This is a genomic window from Actinobacillus suis ATCC 33415, assembly GCF_000739435.1.
Lineage (GTDB): Bacteria > Pseudomonadota > Gammaproteobacteria > Enterobacterales > Pasteurellaceae > Actinobacillus > Actinobacillus suis.
The window spans coordinates 1818279-1837362 of the sequence record NZ_CP009159.1; the positions used below are offsets into that span (position 1 = coordinate 1818279).

A 19084-nucleotide genomic window follows, 5' to 3' on the forward strand; every position below is an offset into this window, starting at 1 on the left:
AACCAATCAGAGGTGTTCTATGAAACTTAAATCTAAGTTATTAGCAGTAGCCGCAGCAACCTTATTAGCTTTAGGTCAAACCGCCATTGCCAAAGATCTAAAAATTGGTATGTCTATTGACGATCTTCGTTTAGAACGTTGGCAAAAAGACCGAGATATCTTTGTAAAAAAAGCGGAATCATTGGGTGCAAAAGTGTTTGTGCAATCCGCAAATGGTGATGCAACCGCACAAATTTCTCAAATTGAGAATATGTTAAATAAAGATATTGATGTATTAGTGATTATTCCGTTTAACGGTGAAGTGCTTTCTAACGTTATTTCCGAAGCGAAAAAAGAAGGCGTAAAAGTATTAGCTTACGACCGCTTAATTAATAATGCGGATATTGATTTCTACGTATCCTTTGATAATGAAAAAGTAGGCGAATTACAAGCACAAAGTATTATTGAGAAAAAACCGGAAGGTAATTATTTCTTAATGGGTGGTTCTCCGGTAGATAACAATGCGAAATTGTTCCGTAAAGGTCAAATGAAAGTTCTACAACCGCATATTGATAGTGGCAAAATCAAAGTAGTGGGAGACCAATGGGTAGATTCATGGCTTGCGGAAAAAGCCTTACAAATTATGGAAAATGCTTTAACTGCTAACAAAAACAACATTGATGCAGTGGTTGCTTCCAACGATGCAACGGCAGGTGGTGCAATCCAAGCACTTAGCGCGCAAGGTCTGGCGGGTAAAGTAGCGATTTCCGGTCAAGATGCAGACATCGCAGGGATCAAACGTATTATTGACGGTTCACAAACAATGACCGTATATAAACCGATTACAAACCTTGCTGATAAAGCTGCAGAACTTTCCGTTGCTTTAGGTAAAGACGAGAAGGTGGAATCAAATTCAACCCTAAATAATGGCGTGAAAGATGTACCGGCTTACTTACTAGAACCAGTAGTTGTGACTAAAGATAATATTGATAGTACTGTAATTAAAGATGGTTTCCACACCAAAGAAGCCGTATATGGCAAATAATTAGCTCGAAAATCCTGTGCGGTAGTCATACCGCACATTTTTTAACTAGAGGAAAGGATTATGGCTCAATTATTAGAAATGAAAAATATTACCAAGCGGTTTGGTGATGTCGTTGCCCTTAACAATATTTCTATCTCATTAGAATCCGGTGAGGTACTTTCTCTCTGTGGTGAAAACGGTTCAGGCAAATCGACCTTAATGAAAGTGTTATGCGGCATTTATCCATATGGTGATTATGAAGGTGAGATTTATTTCTCAGGCGAGAAACTCACCGCAAAAAATATCAAAGATACCGAAGAAAAAGGCATTTCCATTATCCACCAAGAATTGACTCTCGTGAAAAATATGACCGTGCTTGAAAATATGTTTTTAGGCAACGAGATGAAAAACTATGGAATAACAAACGATAATGAAATGTACCTGCGTTGTAAGACCTTACTGGAACAGGTACAACTGAATATCGACCCGAACACCAAAGTTTCCGAGTTAGGTTTAGGTCAACAACAATTAGTTGAAATTGCCAAAGCGTTAAATAAACAAGTGCGCTTATTAATTTTAGACGAACCAACCGCATCTTTAACCGAAACAGAAACAGCAATTCTGCTCAATCTTATCAAGGACTTACAAGTACATAATATTGCGTGCGTCTATATTTCGCACAAACTCAATGAAGTCAAAGCAATTTCAGACAATATCTGTGTGATTCGTGATGGCGAATATATCGGCACTCGCCCAGCAAAAGGTATGAGTGAAGATGACATTATTACCATGATGGTCGGCCGTGAAATTACTTCACTTTATCCACACGAACCGCACGATATTGGTGAGGAAATTTTACGAGTGGAAAATATCACCGCTTGGCATCCAACCAATACACATATAAAACGGGTAGATAATGCTAGTTTTTCACTACGTCGTGGTGAAATCTTAGGTGTTGCCGGCTTAGTCGGTTCAGGCCGAACTGAAATGGCGCAATGTATTTTCGGTTCTTATTTAGGTAAATACCAAGGTGATATTTATGTAGAAGGACAAAAAGTCCAAATCAAAAATTGTGCTCAAGCGATTGAGAAAAATATTGTAATGGTGCCGGAAGATCGTAAAAAACACGGAATTGTGCCAATTATGGGTGTCGGTAAAAACATCACATTAGCCGCATTACCGCAGTTCTGTTTCGGTAAAAAAGTGATTAATGAACCGTTAGAAGAAACCATTATCAACCAATCTATCGCCAAACTTACGGTGAAAACTTCTTCACCAGATCTTGCCATAGGGCGTTTAAGCGGCGGTAACCAACAAAAAGCAATCTTAGCGAAATGCCTGTTGCTCAATCCTAAAATTCTGATTTTAGATGAACCGACCCGAGGCATTGACGTTGGGGCAAAATACGAAATCTACAAACTCATCAACCAACTTGCCCAACAAGGAATGGCAGTGATTGTTATCTCATCAGAATTACCGGAAGTGCTGGGTATCAGTGATCGTGTGCTTGTCATGCACCAAGGCAAAATCAAAGCGGATTTAATCAATCATAATTTAACCCAAGAACAAGTGATGGAAGCCGCCCTCAAGGAGTAACCTATGAACAAGTTAAAATCAATTAATTTACAAGTTTATATTATGTTGATTGCCATTGTCGTGATTATGGCATTCTTCTCTGTTGCCACTGACGGGGCTTATGTAAGTGCGAGAAATATCTCTAATTTACTCCGCCAGACTTCTATCACGGGGATTCTCGCTATCGGTATGGTGTTTGTGATTATCTCGGCAGAAATTGATTTATCAGTCGGTTCGATGATGGGCTTACTCGGCGGCTTTGCCGCAATTACTAATGTTTGGTGGGGCTGGCCGCTTTCCGTCACAATCATTGTTACCCTTGCACTCGGTTTATTATTAGGTGCTTGGAACGGTTGGTGGGTTGCTTACCAAAAAGTACCATCTTTCATTGTCACGCTCGCCGGTATGCTTGCTTTCCGTGGCGTACTTATCGGCTTAACCAACGGTACAACCGTTTCCCCAATCAGCCAAGATATGACTGTAATTGGTCAAGGTTATCTTCCTGATACGGTGGGGATGATTTTAGGCACAATCGGTATGTTCCTATTCATCGCTTGGGGCAGTTACCAACGTAAAGCACGTCAAAATCTTAATTTAAATGTGCCAACTATGGGCAAAGAAACGATGAAATACGGCTTGGTAGCAATTGTAGTACTTGGCGCAATTTATCTACTTAACGACTACCGTGGCGTACCATTCCCAGTATTATTACTCGCTTTACTCACAATTGCCGGTACATTTATCGCACGCAAAACCGCATTCGGTCGCCATATCTATGCGATTGGCGGGAATATTGATGCTGCCCGTTTATCCGGGATTGCGGTTGAGAAAGTGAAATTAATGATTTTTGCAATCAACGGGTTATTAGTCGGTATCGCCGGTTTGATTTTAAGTTCTCGTTTAGGTGCAGGTGCGCCGTCAGCCGGACAAAATGCCGAACTTGATGCAATTGCAGCTTGTGTCATCGGCGGTGCAAGTTTAGCCGGTGGTATCGGCTCTATCTATGGTGTAGTGATCGGTGCTTTCATTATCGCCTTACTCGACAACGGTATGAGTATGTTAGACGTTCCAACTTTCTGGCAATACATTGTAAAAGGCGCCATCTTATTGCTTGCAGTCTGGGCAGATAGTATGAGTAAGAAAAAAGCCTAATTTGGTTACACAACAAGCGGTCAAATTCTTGCAAAATTTTGCAGAAATATGACCGCTTATCATAAACAGTTTTCAAAAAGCATATCTTTTTAAAGAGATATGCTTTTTTTATATCCTATTGATTTACTTATTTTTTTATTGTTTTGTGGCAGAGATCACAAAAGCGAAAAAACGTAATGGCATAAAAAAGAATGATAATTGAAGTACAAATTTTTTTACTTGAAAATAAGCTTGTCAATTTAACCAAAAGGAGTTCATTATGAACATGGCAACTGATAAAAGTAACGAGTTTGCTAAACTCAGCACCTTTGAGCGTATTGCGTATGGTAGCGGTGATTTAGCGCAAAATTTGGTATTTGGTACGGTTGGCGGTTTCTTACTGACTTACCTTACTACGGTAAACGGTATTTCTGCCGCAGCAGGTGCAACAATCTTCTTAATTGTGAAATGGAGTAATGTGTTTTGGGATCCTTGGGTTGGGGCGTTTATTGATAAAAGCAAACCGACCAAACAGGGTAAATATCGTCCTTATTTACTGAAATTCGGCATCCCGCTTGTTATTTTGGCCTCCTTACTTTTCTTACCGCTTGAATCCGTTCGTGGTTCTGTGATTTACGCTTTCCTTTCTTACTTTGCTACCGCAATGATTTATTCTTTTGTGAATATTCCTTATGGTTCGCTTTCCGCTTCTTTAACCCGTGATACGGAAGAAATCGCTAAACTCACCACAACCCGTATGACCATGGCAAATATTGCCAATTTATTGGTTTATACCTTATTCCCTCTTTTTGTCCAATTACTCGCCCCTCATGCGGAACTTAAAAATACCGGCTTTTTCGGTATCGAGTTGCAATTAGGCGATTATATGTCTGCAGCGGCAGGCCCAGCGTGGTTTAAAGTCTATGCGGTTTATATGGTGGTTGGCTTTGCAGCATTAATGTTTTCTTATGCAGGAATCAAAGAACGCATTATTCCAACTGAAGAAGAAACTCAAAAAGTAAAATATTCCGACCTTATCATCGAATTAAAACGTAACCGCCCACTACAAATTCTTGGTCTGTTCTTTTTAATCGGTTTTACCTTTATGTTTTTCGGAAATACCGTATGGCCGTTCTACTTAAAATATAACATTGGTCATTCCGAATGGATTGCTTCTATCGGTTTATTAGGTTCAATTCCGGGTATTTTCCTTGTGTTCCTATGGCCTAAATTACGCCGTAGCATCGGTAAAAAGAATTTCTTCCACTTATTCCTTGGTATTTTCGTATTAGGACAACTTTGCTTATGGGTATGGCAATTTGACGCTTTCAAAGATTCTCCAACCCTTGGTTATATCGGCCGTTTCTTACAACAATGGGGCTTAACTTCTGCGACCGGTTTTATGTGGGCGTTAGTGCCAGAAGTGATTACCTTCGGTGAATTCAAATCGAAAAAACGTGTTGCCGGTATTATCAATGCGTTAATGGGCTTGTTCTTCAAAATCGGCTTGGCGTTAGGCGGTATTATCCCCGGCTACATTAATGCTGTTTATGGTTTTGACGGTTCATTAGCCGTACAAACCGGCGATGCGTTATCCGGTATTAATATTTCGATGATTTGGGCACCGATTGTATTAGCGATTGTCGCGAGTATCGTGATGAGTCGTTACCCGCTCAGTGATACCGATATTGATCACATCAATGAAAAAATTACCTCTTATTCTAAAAAATAATCCGATTTAATAATAGGAGTCTATTATGCAAATTCAAAATCCAATTCTACCGGGCTTTAACCCAGACCCGTCAATTGTGCGAGTAGAAGATACTTATTATATTGCCTCTTCAACTTTTGAATGGTTCCCCGGTGTACGAATTCACGCTTCTAAAGATCTTGTGCACTGGAACTTAATCAAAAATGTGTTGGATACGACAACCTTATTAGATATGAAAGGTAATCCATCTTCGGGGGGGATTTGGGCACCTGATCTTTCCTACGCTGATGGGCAATTCTGGTTAGTTTATACCGATGTGAAAGTGGTGGACGGTGCTTTCAAAGACATGACCAATTACTTAACGACGGCGAAAGATATTCAAGGCCCGTGGTCTGCACCGATTAAACTCAATGGTGTTGGTTTTGATGCCTCACTGTTCCACGATGATGATGGCAAAAAATACCTTGTGCAACAAACTTGGGATCATCGTGAATATCATCATCCGTTTGATGGTATTACCCTGACTGAATTCGATGTTTCAACGATGAAGCTGAAACCGGAAACCCAACGTACTATTTTTGAAGGTACGGAAGTGAAATTGGTTGAAGGTCCGCATATTTATAAAATCAATGGCGAATATTATCTGTTTGCCGCAGAAGGCGGTACGGTCTTTACTCACCAAGAAGTCGTCGCTCGCTCGAAAACGCTTGATGCGCATTCGTTCCAACTTGCGCCAAATACGCCGTTTATTACCAACTTTGATACGCCGAATTCTTATCTACAAAAACAAGGGCATGGATCGTTGGTACAAACACCAAGCGGCGAATGGTATTACTCCTCATTAACTGCACGTCCGTGGAATCATGCGACTGAATCAGCAACTGATCCGCGAGGCTGGTCCACATTAGGACGTGAAACCTCGATTCAAAAAGTTGAATTTGATCAAGACGGCTGGCCTTATATTGTTGGTGGGCACGGCGGGCGTACCTTTGTCGAAGCACCGAAAGATGCGATTTTTACCGAAGCACCGGCAGATCACTCACAACACGATGAATTTGACAGCCCTACACTGGATATGAATTGGAATACCTTACGTGTTCCGTTTAGCCCTCAAATGGGAGAAACCGGTAATGGCGTATTGAAATTAATTGGACGTGGTTCGCTTGCCAATACACACGATTTATCGCTAATCGCTCGCCGTTGGCAGGCCTTCTATTTTGATGCGGAAACGAAAGTGAAATTTACGCCGTTTTCTTATCAATCTATGGCTGGTTTAACCAACTATTACAACCATTCACATTGGTCTTGGATTTTCATCACCAAAAACGACCAAGGTCAGCAAGTGATTGAAGTGGCGGAAAACAAAGGCGGCGCACGTAATGGACAATATACTTCGTATCTGAAAGATAATGCGATTGTGATTCCGGACGGTACGGAATACGTCTGGTTTAAAACCAAAGTACGTAAAGAATCCTATACCTACGAATATTCATTTGATGGCAAACAATGGCATAGCATTCCAGTAGTGTTAGACGCTGCCGTATTATCGGATGATTACGTGTTGCGTAGCTACGGCGGCTTTTTCACCGGGGCTTTTGTCGGCTTAGCTGCGGTTGATTATTCAGGTTATGAATCCACCGCTGAATTTAGTTACTTTGACTATAAAGAACTGGGCGACAAACAACTTGCTGACGGCTCGTTCTCTTGGCAAAAATCCGAAAGCCGTTTCGGCTAGTCTTTTATGCCGCCCAAACGGTGGCTCATCTTCTCAAACCTCGCATTGTAAGATATGCGAGGTTTGCAAAATTTCACTGAAATTTGACCGCTTGTCATTCCTCTTTTGCGTATAAAAATAATTTATCTTATAGTAACACTTCAAAGGAGGGACGAATGTCAGATCAAAACTTCAAAATTGCACTGCTTTTTAATGCAAACAAAATTTATGATCGCCGAGTGATTGAAGGGATCGGGCAGTATATCCAAGCATCGCAATGTACTTGGAATATCTTTATGCAAGATGACTTCACCTATCATAAAAAAGATATTGAAGGCTTATTAATCGACGGGATTATTGCCGATTTTGATGACCCGGAAACCGCCGCATTATTAGGCGAATTAAATATCCCGGTCATTGCAGTTGGCGGCTCATATCAAAATAGCGCTTTTTATCCGAAAGTACCTTATGTTGCAACCGATAATTATGCTTTGGTCGAAATGGCGTTTTTACATTTAAAACAAAAAGGCATTAATCAATTTGCGTTTTATGGCATTCCAAGTGATGAACAAAAACATTGGTCGGTAGAACGTAAAAATGCCTTCTTAGATTTAATGGAAAAATACGAACATCAAGCCAATATTTATTTAGGTCACCAAGTCAATTCGAAAAACTGGCTAGAAGCACAATCCGCTTTAAGCGAATGGTTAGTCTCTTTACCGGCTCAAACCGGCATTATTGCGGTAACCGATGCCAGAGCCAGACATTTATTGCAAGCCTGTGAATATTTAAATATTGCAGTACCGGAACAAGTTTCGGTCATTGGTATTGACAATGAAGAGCTAATTCAGCATCTATCTCGCGTCTCACTTTCGTCTGTGGTACAAGGTACAAAGCAAATCGGTTACCAAGCGGCAAAAATGCTACATCATTTACTTGAAGGTAAAAAATTAGGCCTCTCTCCCGTATTAATTCCGCCGCTACGCGTAGAACAACGCCGTTCCACCGATTTCCACGCATTCCAAGATCCGTTTGTCATTCAAGCAATGCACTATATTCATCATAACGCCTGCAAAGGGATCAAAACCGAACAAGTTCTCGATCATTTAAGAATTTCACGTTCCAATTTGGAACAACGTTTTAAAAACGAATTAAATAAGACTATCCATCAAGTGATTCATGAAGAAAAACTGAATCGTGCAAAATACATGCTACAATTTACTGATATTTCGATCCAAGAAATTTCAGAAATTTGCGGTTATCCTTCTTTACCCTATTTCTATTCGGTATTTAAAAAGGAATATTTAGATACCCCGAAAGCATTTAGACAATCCCATCACAAAATTTTAGTTGAGTAAGGTTATGGCAAAAAAATTTTTATTAAGTCTGGCAACCCTTTCACTTGGGCTAGCCGGTTGTACAACATATCAATCTACCTTAACGGAAGGTGTCGACAACACCGTTGCACCGCAACAAGACTTTTATCGTTTTGTAAATGGTAAATGGCTTGCAAAAGCGCAAATTCCGGCAGACAGAACCTCATGGGGAACGTTAGCGGAATTAAATGAATTGAATGAACAACGTTCGATTAAATTCTTACAAGCGGTCATTTCCGAGCCAAAATTTGCAAATGATGAGAAAGCCCAACGTTTAAAAGCAGTATATGAAACCTATACGGATTTAAATGCGCGTGAACAAGCGGGACTTACTCCGATTGCAAAAGATATTGAGAAAATCAAACAGATCAACACTTTTGCCGATTTAAAACGCTATTTGATTGAAGAAACCAAAGCCGGTAACGAAGTCTTATTCGGTTGGTCGGTGTTCGCTCACTTAAAAAATTCCCGCCAAAACGGTGTCTATTTAAGCAATGTGGATTTAGGTTTAAGTAACGATTATTTCCAAAAAGATACGCCGGAAAACCGCGCCACCTTAAAACTTTATCAAGATTATATCGAACAGGTTTTAGGTTATGCGAACGTAACAAACCCAGCGGCGAAGGCTAAAGCGATTGTTGCTTACGAAAAAGCGATTGCGAAAACATTATTTACCAATGAAGAAGATCGTGACGTCCAAAAACGCTACAACCCAACCAATATGGCACAGCTGAAAAAACTGAGTAAAAACATTGATTTAGCTCAGTATTTGAAAGCGGTTGGCGTGGAAACCAATGAGGTAATTTTATATGAGCCTCGTTATTTCCAAGCGTTGGATCAGCTTATCAATCCGCAAAACTTAGCGGTAATTAAAGACTACTTATTATTCCGTACCTTATCGGATAACGCCCCTTACTTAAACAAAGAAATGGATGATGTTCGTTTTGAGTTCTACGGCAAAAAATTAGTAGGTCAGAAACAGCAACGCCCGTTAGAAAAACGTGCTTTAGCCACGATAAATAGCTGGCTCGGACAAGAATTTGCACAGTTTTATGTGGCGGAATTCTTCCCGCAAGCGGCAAAAAACGATGTACTGGAAATGGCGCAATATTTAGTTAAAGCCTATCATCATCGTATTGATAACTTAGCTTGGATGTCGGCGGAAACCAAACAAAAAGCGAAAGCTAAATTAGATAAGTTTATTGTCGAAGTCGGTTATCCGAACAAATGGCGCGACTACAGTAACTTAACCCTTAAAACCGTGGCGCAAGGTGGTACGCTCTACGCCAATATGCAACAAATTGCCAAATGGAGTTACGACTATAATCTTGCCAAAGTCGGCAAACCGGTTGATTTAAATGAATGGGGAATGTTACCGCAAGTGGTCAACGCTTCCTATAGCCCGTTAATGAACCGTATTGTGTTTCCGGCTGGTATTTTACAAGCGCCGCTTTATAGCCAACAAGCGGATCCGGCGGTTAATTTCGGCGCAATCGGGGCGATTATCGGTCATGAAATCACCCACGGTTTTGACGATAGCGGTTCAAAGTTTGACGGCGAAGGCAATCTAAAAGATTGGTGGACAGCGGACGATCGCAAAAAATTCGAAGCCTTAGCGGATAAATTGGTCGCACAATTCGATCAGTTTGAAGTCGCACCGAAAGTATTTGTCAACGGGCGTTTCACCTTGGGTGAAAATATTGCCGATTTAGGCGGCTTGAGTATCGCTTACGATGCACTGAAACTATACGAACAAGATCACGGCAGCAGCCCGACGATTGAAAACTTTACCAGCGATCAACGTTTCTTTATGAGCTGGACACGTTCGTGGCGTCATAAAGCGACCGTGCAAGCGCTTACTCACCAAGTGAAAAGTGATCCGCACGCACCGGGGCAATTCCGCGCTTATGCGCCGGTACTGAATATCAGCGGCTTCCACCGTGCATTCGGTACTAAAGCCGGCGATAAAATGTATCGCAATGAGGCGGAGCGTATTCGTATCTGGTAATCGCAAGCGGTCGAATTTTGATAAAATTTTGCAAAAAAGCAGCCAAATCCGACCGCTTGTTTTAAGGAACTGTTATGGCATTACAACGTTGCCCAGAGTGTCGACACAAAATTAGCGAGAGTGTTATCACCTGCCCGCATTGCGGCTTTTCATTTAAAGAAGCGGACTTAGCCGTTTATCGTGAAAAATTGGAACAACGCCGCTTACATAATCAAGCGCTCAACCGCCAAAATGCGAAAGTACAGCTGTTTTGGCTATGCGTCTTTGCGGTTGTTATTACGATCGCTTGGTTGATCAATTAAGTGCAGGGCATAACTTATGCCCTGTTTTTCTACTTACGATTTATTCACACTGATACATAGCAAAATCTTTGCTCATATTCCGAAAACGCATAAAAACACCAAATTTTTTCCATACTCACCTGTAATTCATTTATAAACTTTGATCTAATCCCATATTTTAAATTTGATATTCCATTCTGCTCTAAACTATGCCCTGTTAGTATTTTTAAGAATAATAAAATCGCTCTATAAATACGCCATTGAAGTATTTTTTAAACGTGGGGATTTTATATGAGCGTTGAGAATAAAGGCGAATTACCTTTATCCGCTGAAACCATACAAGTTTTGGCAAATTTAGATCACTTACAACTGGCATGGCTATCTGGATACGCTTGGGCGAAGGCGCAAGGCACAAATAGTATTGGTGAGAATTTTGCAAAAAATCCGTCAAATTTGACCGCTTTGGTGCCGGTAGAACCGCTTAAAGTGACGGTACTTTCCGCTTCACAAACCGGTAATGCGAAATCCGTTGCCGATAAACTCGCCGAACGCTTAACCGCTGAAGGGATAAATGTGACTCGCACTTCATTAAAAGATTATAAGGCAAAAAATATTGCCGATGAGCAGATCGTCTTATTAGTTACCTCAACGCAGGGCGAAGGCGAAGCACCGGAAGAAGGCGTAGTGCTGTTAAAGTTACTCAATGGTAAAAAAGCACCGAAATTAGACCGCTTGCAATTTGCCGTATTAGGTTTAGGCGATTCTTCTTATCCGAACTTCTGCCAAGCTGGTAAAGATTTTGATCAGCGTTTTTATGATTTAGGTGCAACGCGTTTATTCGAACGTGTCGATGCAGATTTAGACTTCCAAGCAACCGCCGGTCAATGGATCAATGAGATTGTCGAGATCATTAAAGCCAAAAATAACGAAAGTGCTGCGGTTAATTTAGCGCCAAATTCTTCCCAAACTCCCGCTGCAACTAGTCAATCAAAATACAATAAAGCGAATCCATTTCCGGCAACGCTTATCACCAACCAACGTATCACAGCAAAAGATGCGGAAAAAGATGTACGTCATTTAGAATTTGATTTAAGCGGATCCGATTTGTGCTACCAATCCGGCGATGTTTTGGGTGTTTACTTTGAAAATGACCCAACGTTAGTCAATGAAATCCTAACTGCTCTCAGTTTATCCGCAGAAGAACAAGTGACTCTGCAAGATAAAACACTGCCACTAGCCACCGCTTTACAAACACAATTTGAGCTTACGCAAAACACAGCGGCTTTCGTCAAGAATTATGCAGCGCTCGCTAATCATACAGAACTCAATGCGATTGTAACGGACAACGAGCAATTGCAAAATTTTGTGCAAAATACACCGCTTGTTGATGTTATCAATAGCTATCCGACAACTCTATCGGCAGATCAGTTGCTTGCCTTACTGCGCCCACTAACCCCTCGTTTATATTCGATTGCCTCCGCACAGTCGGAAGTCGGTGAAGAAGTACATCTCAGTGTTGGCGTTGTCCGTTACGACTATAACGGCAAAGCACGTGCCGGCGGTGCTTCCAGTTATCTTGCTGATCGTGTTGAAGAAGACGGGCAAGTACGGATCTTTATTGAACACAATGACAACTTCAAATTGCCGCAAGATTCCTCTAAACCGATCATTATGATTGGTTCCGGTACCGGCATTGCGCCATTCAGATCCTTTGTACAACAACGTGCTGCTGATGAAGCAGAAGGCAAAAACTGGCTGATTTTTGGTAATCAACATTTCGCCTCCGATTTCCTATATCAAACCGAATGGCAACAATTTGCTAAAGACGGCTTCCTACATAAATACAGCTTTGCATGGTCACGAGATCAAGAGCAAAAAATTTATGTACAAGACAAAATCCGTGAAGAAGCCGAGACATTATGGCAATGGCTACAACAAGGTGCTTATCTCTATGTGTGCGGCGATGCTAGCCGTATGGCGAAAGACGTTAATCAAGCCTTATTAGATGTGATTGCACAGCAAGGCAATCTAAATGCGGATGAAGCGGAAGAATATTTAGATCACTTACGTGAAGAAAAACGTTATCAACGTGATGTTTATTAAAAATCAGTGGAATTTAGGAGTGAGAAAATGAGTGATAAAAAAACCAAAGGCTTAGAATGGCAAGAAAAACCGTTATCTGACAATGAGCGTTTAAAAACTGACAGTAATTTCTTACGTGGCACGATTTTAGATGATTTAAAAGACGGCTTAACCGGCGGTTTTAAAGGCGATAATTTCCAACTGATTCGCTTTCACGGGATGTATGAGCAAGATGACCGTGATATTCGTGCCGAGCGTTTAGAAGAAAAACTTGAGCCGTTAAAATTTATGTTACTTCGCTGCCGTTTACCCGGCGGTATTATCAAACCTTATCAATGGATTGAGATTGATAAATTCGCTCGCGAACACACCCGTTACCAATCCATTCGCTTGACCAATCGCCAAACATTCCAATATCACGGCGTACCAAAAGGCAAATTACAACCGATGCACCGTTTGTTACATAGTATCGGTTTGGATTCAATTGCGACCGCTGCCGATATGAATCGTAACGTACTTTGTACTTCAAACCCGATTGAAAGCGAATTACACCAACAAGCTTATGAGTTCGCGAAAAAGATTTCGGAACATCTCTTGCCTCGTTCTCGTGGCTATTTAGATGTTTGGGTCGATGGTAAAAAAGTCGAAAGCTCGGACGATTTACTTAAAATTGAAGATGAACCGATTCTTGGTAAAACTTATCTTCCTCGTAAATTTAAAACCGCTGTTGCTATTCCACCACTTAACGATGTGGATGTGTATGCCAACGATTTGAACTTTATTGCGATTCAAGATGATAACGGGCAATTATGCGGCTTTAACGTATTAGTTGGCGGTGGATTATCCTTCGAACATGGTAACACCAAAACTTACCCGAATGTGGCTTATTCACTCGGCTTTGTACCGTTGGAACACACACTTGCTGCAGCCGAAGGCGTAGTCAAAACTCAACGTGATTTCGGTAACCGTTCCGACCGTAAAAATGCTCGTGTACGTTATACCGTACAAAATATGACGCTTGACGGCTTTAGAGCGGAAGTAGAACGTTGTATGAACATTAAATTCGAACCGACACGTCCGTATGAATTCACTGAACGAGGCGATCGTATCGGCTGGGTTAAAGGTATCGATAATAACTGGCACTTAACCTTATTCATTGAAAGTGGTCGTATTACCGATAAACCTGAAAAACCTTTAATGACAGGCGTGCTAGAACTCGCTAAAGTACATAAAGGTGATTTTCGTATCACAGCTAATCAAAATCTGATTGTGGCGAATGTAGCGGAACAAGATAAAGCACAAATTGAGGCGATTGCTCGCCAATATGGATTAATTCAAGAAATTTCGAAATTGCGTGAAAATGCGATGTCTTGCGTATCCTTGCCGACTTGCCCATTGGCAATGGCGGAAGCAGAACGGGTATTACCGGACTTTATTAGCGAACTCGATAAAGTGCTAAGTAAACACCATATTGCCGATGAAAGCATTATTACTCGTATTACAGGTTGCCCAAATGGCTGCGGGCGAGCAATGCTGGCAGAAATCGGTTTAGTCGGTAAAGCAATTGGACGTTATAACCTACATATCGGCGGCGATCGTGCCGGTTTACGTATTCCTCGCTTATATAAGGAAAATATTACCTTACCGGAAATCGTCAATGAAATTGACCAATTAGTTGCACGCTGGGCAACGGAACGTCAAACCAACGAAGCTTTCGGCGATTTTGTGATTCGCTCTAATATCATTGCCCCGGTTGTCAATGCTCATATTGATTTCTGGGATGCAACGAAAATTATTCCAACAACTATAATCTAAACCTCGTGGTATAACACACCACCTTGCGGTTAATCTGTAAAGTAGGGCAGATTGACCGCTTTTTTTATGCCGTACGATATTGAATTAGTTCGGCCCACTCTAAACGATGGAAAAACCAATAGCGTTGTTCTATATCTAATTGATTTTCACAACCGGCAACCCACGGTTTATAAGCACAATTATAGTGAATAACTAACGGTTGCTGCTCACCAATATCCATAATGTCAGGATACAGTTCAAAATGATTTAATTGCTGTAAGTAATAGTAATTACCAAATTGATAATTATATTTCCGATGTAAAGGTAACCAAGTATGCATAAATAGCATATTTAAAATATCTTGATCGCCTAAATCACCACCTTGACGATTATATTGTTCAATGGTTTCCATCAACTTCTGCTGTAAATCAGGAATTTCTCGCCATCTTTTATTATTAACTAATAACACTCCCGAATTAAAGTAAGGATAGCAGTCCAATATCGAATGCTTAAAATAACGGCTGCTCAGAATATAATCTTCAACAGCACCCAGCATGTAATCGCTAATATCGTGATCATACAGCTCTCTTAAGGAACCGTTTACAATAATATCACTATCTAAATACAGCGCCTTATCCGCATGAATAACTTGTGGAATTAAGCAACGGTAGAAGCTAATCTCACTAACATGCGCAATAGTTTTCAACTGTTGAAAAACATCAGCCTGAACCGATACATTAGTAATGTCACTTTGAAAATAAGCTAAATATTGGTTTAAAGATTTAAACCATTCATTAGAATAATCTTTATTAATTAAATAGAAATGGACATTTGTATCATAAAAACAAATCGACTTAATTAATGTGATCACTTGTTCTGCATATTTGCGATCAGCTGATAGAACAATATGCATCGGCTCGTAAGACATAGGATTCCCGTTAATAAAATAAAGACTAAATAATATGATAGCATGAAATCACATGTCCCGAACAAGCGGTCAAATTTCCCTTATTTTCTGCAAATTGCAGCGGTGGAGGCTATTTGAAGAAGGGAAAAGGGAAAAGAGAAAAGAGAAAGGAGAAGATGAATAAAGATAAAAATGAGGTTGAGACTGAGATTGAGGATGAGGCTGAAGATAAAACAACACCGTTGTCCGTTGTAAAAAAGCAAAAACCCCGTGGTTATCGCTAACCACAGGGTCCCTAAATTCAATCTGGCGATGCCCTACTCTCACATGGGGAAGCCCCACACTACCATCGGCGTTACTGCGTTTTACTTCTGAGTTCGGAATGGAGTCAGGTAGAGCCACAGCACTCTGGTCGCCAGAATATTCTGTTGATGTCTTTTGTCTTCTTTCTTTGTCTTTGTTCTTTCTTCTTAAATTCGAAACAAGCTGCTACTGAGTGTAGTGCTCAAAAACACTTGAGCGTTGTATAGTTAAGCCTCTCGGGCAATTAGTATCTGTTAGCTCAATGGCTCACACCACTTACACACCAGACCTATCTACGTCGTAGTCTCCAACAACCCTTACCGACTTATAGTCGGGGAGAACTCATCTTGAGGCAAGTTTCGTGCTTAGATGCTTTCAGCACTTATCTCTTCCGCATGTAGCTACCCAGCAATGCCTCTGGCGAGACAACTGGAACACCAGTGATGCGTCCACTCCGGTCCTCTCGTACTAGGAGCAGCCCCTCTCAATTCTCCAACGCCCACGGCAGATAGGGACCGAACTGTCTCACGACGTTCTAAACCCAGCTCGCGTACCACTTTAAATGGCGAACAGCCATACCCTTGGGACCTACTTCAGCCCCAGGATGTGATGAGCCGACATCGAGGTGCCAAACACCGCCGTCGATATGAACTCTTGGGCGGTATCAGCCTGTTATCCCCGGAGTACCTTTTATCCGTTGAGCGATGGCCCTTCCATTCAGAACCACCGGATCACTATGACCTGCTTTCGCACCTGCTCGACTTGTCTGTCTCGCAGTTAAGCTTGCTTATACCATTACACTAACCTCACGATGTCCGACCGTGATTAGCAAACCTTCGTGCTCCTCCGTTACTCTTTGGGAGGAGACCGCCCCAGTCAAACTACCCACCAGACACTGTCCGAGACCGCGTTCCGCAATCTTCGTTAGAACATCAAACGTTAAAGGGTGGTATTTCAAGGACGCCTCCAACAACACTGGCGTGTCATCTTCAAAGGCTCCCACCTATCCTACACATCAAAATTCAATGTTCAGTGTCAAGCTATAGTAAAGGTTCACGGGGTCTTTCCGTCTAGCCGCGGGTACACCGCATCTTCACGGCGATTTCAATTTCACTGAGTCTCGGGTGGAGACAGCCTGGCCATCATTATGCCATTCGTGCAGGTCGGAACTTACCCGACAAGGAATTTCGCTACCTTAGGACCGTTATAGTTACGGCCGCCGTTTACTGGGGCTTCGATCAGGAGCTTCTCTTTCGATAACACCATCAATTAACCTTCCAGCACCGGGCAGGCATCACACCCTATACGTCCACTTTCGTGTTTGCAGAGTGCTGTGTTTTTAATAAACAGTTGCAGCCAGCTGGTATCTTCGACCGGTTCAACCTTCGAGAGTAAATCTCTACAATCTACGCCGGCGCACCTTCTCCCGAAGTTACGGTGCTATTTTGCCTAGTTCCTTCACCCGAGTTCTCTCAAGCGCCTGAGTATTCTCTACCTGACCACCTGTGTCGGTTTATAGTACGGTTTAGTATAACCTGAAGCTTAGTGGCTTTTCCTGGAAGCGTGGTATCGGTTACTTCATCTCCGTAGAGACTCGTCATCACTTCTCGGTGTTAACGGAATTCCGGATTTGCCTAAAATTCCCACCTACCGGCTTAAACAGACATCCAACAGTCTGATAACCTAACCTTCTCCGTCCCCACATCGCAGTTATACCAAGTACGGGAATATTAACCCGTTTCCCATCGACTACGCTTTTCAGCCTCGCCTTAGGGGCCGACTCACCCTGCCCCGATTAACGTTGGACAGGAACCCTTGGTCTTCCGGCGAACGAGTTTTTCACTCGTTTTGTCGTTACTTATGTCAGCATTCGCACTTCTGATACGTCCACCAAACTTCTCAATTCAGCTTCATCCGCTTACAGAACGCTCCCCTACCCAACAGTCTTTCGACTGATGCCGCAGCTTCGGTGACTAGTTTTAGCCCCGTTACATCTTCCGCGCAGGCCGACTCGACTAGTGAGCTATTACGCTTTCTTTAAATGGTGGCTGCTTCTAAGCCAACATCCTAGCTGTCTAAGCCTTCCCACTTCGTTTCCCACTTAACTAGTACTTTGGGACCTTAGCTGGCGGTCTGGGTTGTTTCCCTCTCCACGATGGACGTTAGCACCCACCGTGTGTCTCCTGAGTATCACTCTTCGGTATTCGCAGTTTGCATCGGGTTGGTAATCCGGGATGGACCCCTAGCCGAAACAGTGCTCTACCCCCGAAGGTGTCCGCTCAAGGCTCTACCTAAATAGATTTCGGGGAGAACCAGCTATCTCCCGGTTTGATTGGCCTTTCACCCCCAGCCACAAGTCATCCGCTAATTTTTCAACATTAGTCGGTTCGGTCCTCCAATTAGTGTTACCCAATCTTCAACCTGCCCATGGCTAGATCACCGGGTTTCGGGTCTATACCTTGCAACTAAAACGCCCAGTTAAGACTCGGTTTCCCTTCGGCTCCCTTATTCAGTTAACCTCGCTACAAAATATAAGTCGCTGACCCATTATACAAAAGGTACGCAGTCACCCCACAAAGAGGCTCCCACTGCTTGTACGTACACGGTTTCAGGTTCTATTTCACTCCCCTCACTGGGGTTCTTTTCGCCTTTCCTTCACAGTACTGGTTCACTATCGGTCAATCAGGAGTATTTAGCCTTGGAGGATGGTCCCCCCATCTTCAAACAGGATTTCTCGTGTCCCGCCCTACTTGTCGTTAGCTTAGTACCACAATAGACACTTCGAATACGGGACTATCACCCTTTATAGTCGAGCTTCCCAGCTCGTTCTTCTGTGTCTACTGCTATCACTAACAGGCTCTTCCGCTTTCGCTCGCCGCTACTTACAGAATCTCGGTTGATTTCTTTTCCTCGGGGTACTTAGATGTTTCAGTTCTCCCGGTTTGCCTTTACTACCTATGTATTCAGTAGTAAATACTAGATTCTTCATCTAGTGGGTTTCCCCATTCGGAAATCTTGGATTAAACGCTTCTTATCAACTCATCCAAGCTTATCGCAGATTAGCACGTCCTTCTTCGCCTCTGATTGCCAAGGCATCCACCGTGTACGCTTAGTCACTTAACTATACAACCTCAAATGTTTTCAAATCTTATTCAAATCCATTCAATGCTGTATTTTATTCAACTAAACACTTGACTGC

The 19084-nt window shown here is 42.0% G+C and carries 11 protein-coding genes and 2 rRNA genes; 10 read left to right on the forward strand and 3 right to left on the reverse strand.

What is annotated here, in order from left to right:
* Window positions 1–19: 19 nt before the first annotated feature.
* The 10 genes from xylF (at window position 20) to cysI (ending at window position 14696) form a co-directional block, all read left to right on the forward strand.
* The gene (gene xylF / locus ASU1_RS08270; protein ID WP_014992299.1) at window positions 20–1024 is read left to right on the forward strand and encodes a D-xylose ABC transporter substrate-binding protein; all 1005 of its coding nucleotides are present in this window, start codon (window positions 20–22) and stop codon (window positions 1022–1024) included.
* A 60-nt stretch (window positions 1025–1084) separates the two neighbouring features.
* Window positions 1085–2599, forward strand: a complete 1515-nt coding sequence (xylG, locus tag ASU1_RS08275) for a D-xylose ABC transporter ATP-binding protein (protein ID WP_014992300.1) — start codon at window positions 1085–1087, stop codon at window positions 2597–2599.
* Between the two features lie 3 nt (window positions 2600–2602).
* On the forward strand, window positions 2603–3730 hold the full coding sequence (locus ASU1_RS08280) for a sugar ABC transporter permease (RefSeq protein ID WP_014992301.1): 1128 nt from the start codon (window positions 2603–2605) through the stop codon (window positions 3728–3730).
* A 259-nt stretch (window positions 3731–3989) separates the two neighbouring features.
* Window positions 3990–5441 (forward strand): MFS transporter, encoded by a 1452-nt coding sequence (locus ASU1_RS08285; RefSeq protein ID WP_014992302.1) that lies wholly within the window; start codon window positions 3990–3992, stop codon window positions 5439–5441.
* A 25-nt stretch (window positions 5442–5466) separates the two neighbouring features.
* Window positions 5467–7155 carry a glycoside hydrolase family 43 protein gene (locus tag ASU1_RS12070; RefSeq protein ID WP_014992303.1) on the forward strand — a complete coding sequence of 563 codons (1689 nt, stop codon included), beginning with the start codon at window positions 5467–5469 and terminating at the stop codon, window positions 7153–7155.
* A gap of 155 nt (window positions 7156–7310) precedes the next feature.
* Window positions 7311–8492: a XylR family transcriptional regulator gene (locus tag ASU1_RS08295; RefSeq protein ID WP_014992304.1), complete on the forward strand. Its 1182-nt coding sequence runs from the start codon at window positions 7311–7313 to the stop codon at window positions 8490–8492.
* Window positions 8493–8496: 4 nt separating this feature from the next.
* Window positions 8497–10518 (forward strand): M13 family metallopeptidase, encoded by a 2022-nt coding sequence (locus ASU1_RS08300; RefSeq protein ID WP_014992305.1) that lies wholly within the window; start codon window positions 8497–8499, stop codon window positions 10516–10518.
* Window positions 10519–10592: 74 nt separating this feature from the next.
* Entirely contained in the window at window positions 10593–10820 is a 228-nt protein-coding gene (locus ASU1_RS08305; RefSeq protein ID WP_014992306.1) for a zinc ribbon domain-containing protein, read from the forward strand.
* Between the two features lie 270 nt (window positions 10821–11090).
* A complete protein-coding gene (locus tag ASU1_RS08310) occupies window positions 11091–12902 on the forward strand; it encodes an assimilatory sulfite reductase (NADPH) flavoprotein subunit (protein ID WP_014992307.1) in 1812 nt (603 codons plus the stop codon).
* 27 nt (window positions 12903–12929) lie between these two features.
* Entirely contained in the window at window positions 12930–14696 is a 1767-nt protein-coding gene (gene cysI, locus ASU1_RS08315; RefSeq protein ID WP_014992308.1) for an assimilatory sulfite reductase (NADPH) hemoprotein subunit, read from the forward strand.
* 64 nt (window positions 14697–14760) lie between these two features.
* Here cysI and ASU1_RS08320 read toward each other — a convergent pair whose 3' ends face one another.
* From ASU1_RS08320 to ASU1_RS08330, 3 genes are all read right to left on the reverse strand, one after another.
* The gene (locus ASU1_RS08320; RefSeq protein ID WP_039195393.1) at window positions 14761–15603 is read right to left on the reverse strand and encodes a glycosyltransferase family 8 protein; all 843 of its coding nucleotides are present in this window, start codon (window positions 15601–15603) and stop codon (window positions 14761–14763) included.
* A gap of 283 nt (window positions 15604–15886) precedes the next feature.
* Window positions 15887–16002 (reverse strand): 5S ribosomal RNA (rrf, locus tag ASU1_RS08325).
* Window positions 16003–16108: 106 nt separating this feature from the next.
* Window positions 16109–19008 (reverse strand): 23S ribosomal RNA (locus ASU1_RS08330).
* Between the last annotated feature and the right edge of the window lie 76 nt (window positions 19009–19084).

What these genes read in the sequence shown, in the direction of transcription:
- ASU1_RS08310 (WP_014992307.1), top strand. Translation starts at nt 11,091, where the DNA reads ATGAGCGTTGAGAATAAAGGCGAATTACCTTTATCCGCTGAAACCATA.
- ASU1_RS08300 (WP_014992305.1), top strand. Translation starts at nt 8,497, where the DNA reads ATGGCAAAAAAATTTTTATTAAGTCTGGCAACCCTTTCACTTGGGCTA.
- ASU1_RS08280 (WP_014992301.1), top strand. Translation starts at nt 2,603, where the DNA reads ATGAACAAGTTAAAATCAATTAATTTACAAGTTTATATTATGTTGATT.
- xylG (WP_014992300.1), top strand. Translation starts at nt 1,085, where the DNA reads ATGGCTCAATTATTAGAAATGAAAAATATTACCAAGCGGTTTGGTGAT.
- ASU1_RS08305 (WP_014992306.1), top strand. Translation starts at nt 10,593, where the DNA reads ATGGCATTACAACGTTGCCCAGAGTGTCGACACAAAATTAGCGAGAGT.
- ASU1_RS08320 (WP_039195393.1), bottom strand. Translation starts at nt 15,603, where the DNA reads ATGTCTTACGAGCCGATGCATATTGTTCTATCAGCTGATCGCAAATAT.
- cysI (WP_014992308.1), top strand. Translation starts at nt 12,930, where the DNA reads ATGAGTGATAAAAAAACCAAAGGCTTAGAATGGCAAGAAAAACCGTTA.
- ASU1_RS12070 (WP_014992303.1), top strand. Translation starts at nt 5,467, where the DNA reads ATGCAAATTCAAAATCCAATTCTACCGGGCTTTAACCCAGACCCGTCA.
- ASU1_RS08295 (WP_014992304.1), top strand. Translation starts at nt 7,311, where the DNA reads ATGTCAGATCAAAACTTCAAAATTGCACTGCTTTTTAATGCAAACAAA.
- ASU1_RS08285 (WP_014992302.1), top strand. Translation starts at nt 3,990, where the DNA reads ATGAACATGGCAACTGATAAAAGTAACGAGTTTGCTAAACTCAGCACC.
- xylF (WP_014992299.1), top strand. Translation starts at nt 20, where the DNA reads ATGAAACTTAAATCTAAGTTATTAGCAGTAGCCGCAGCAACCTTATTA.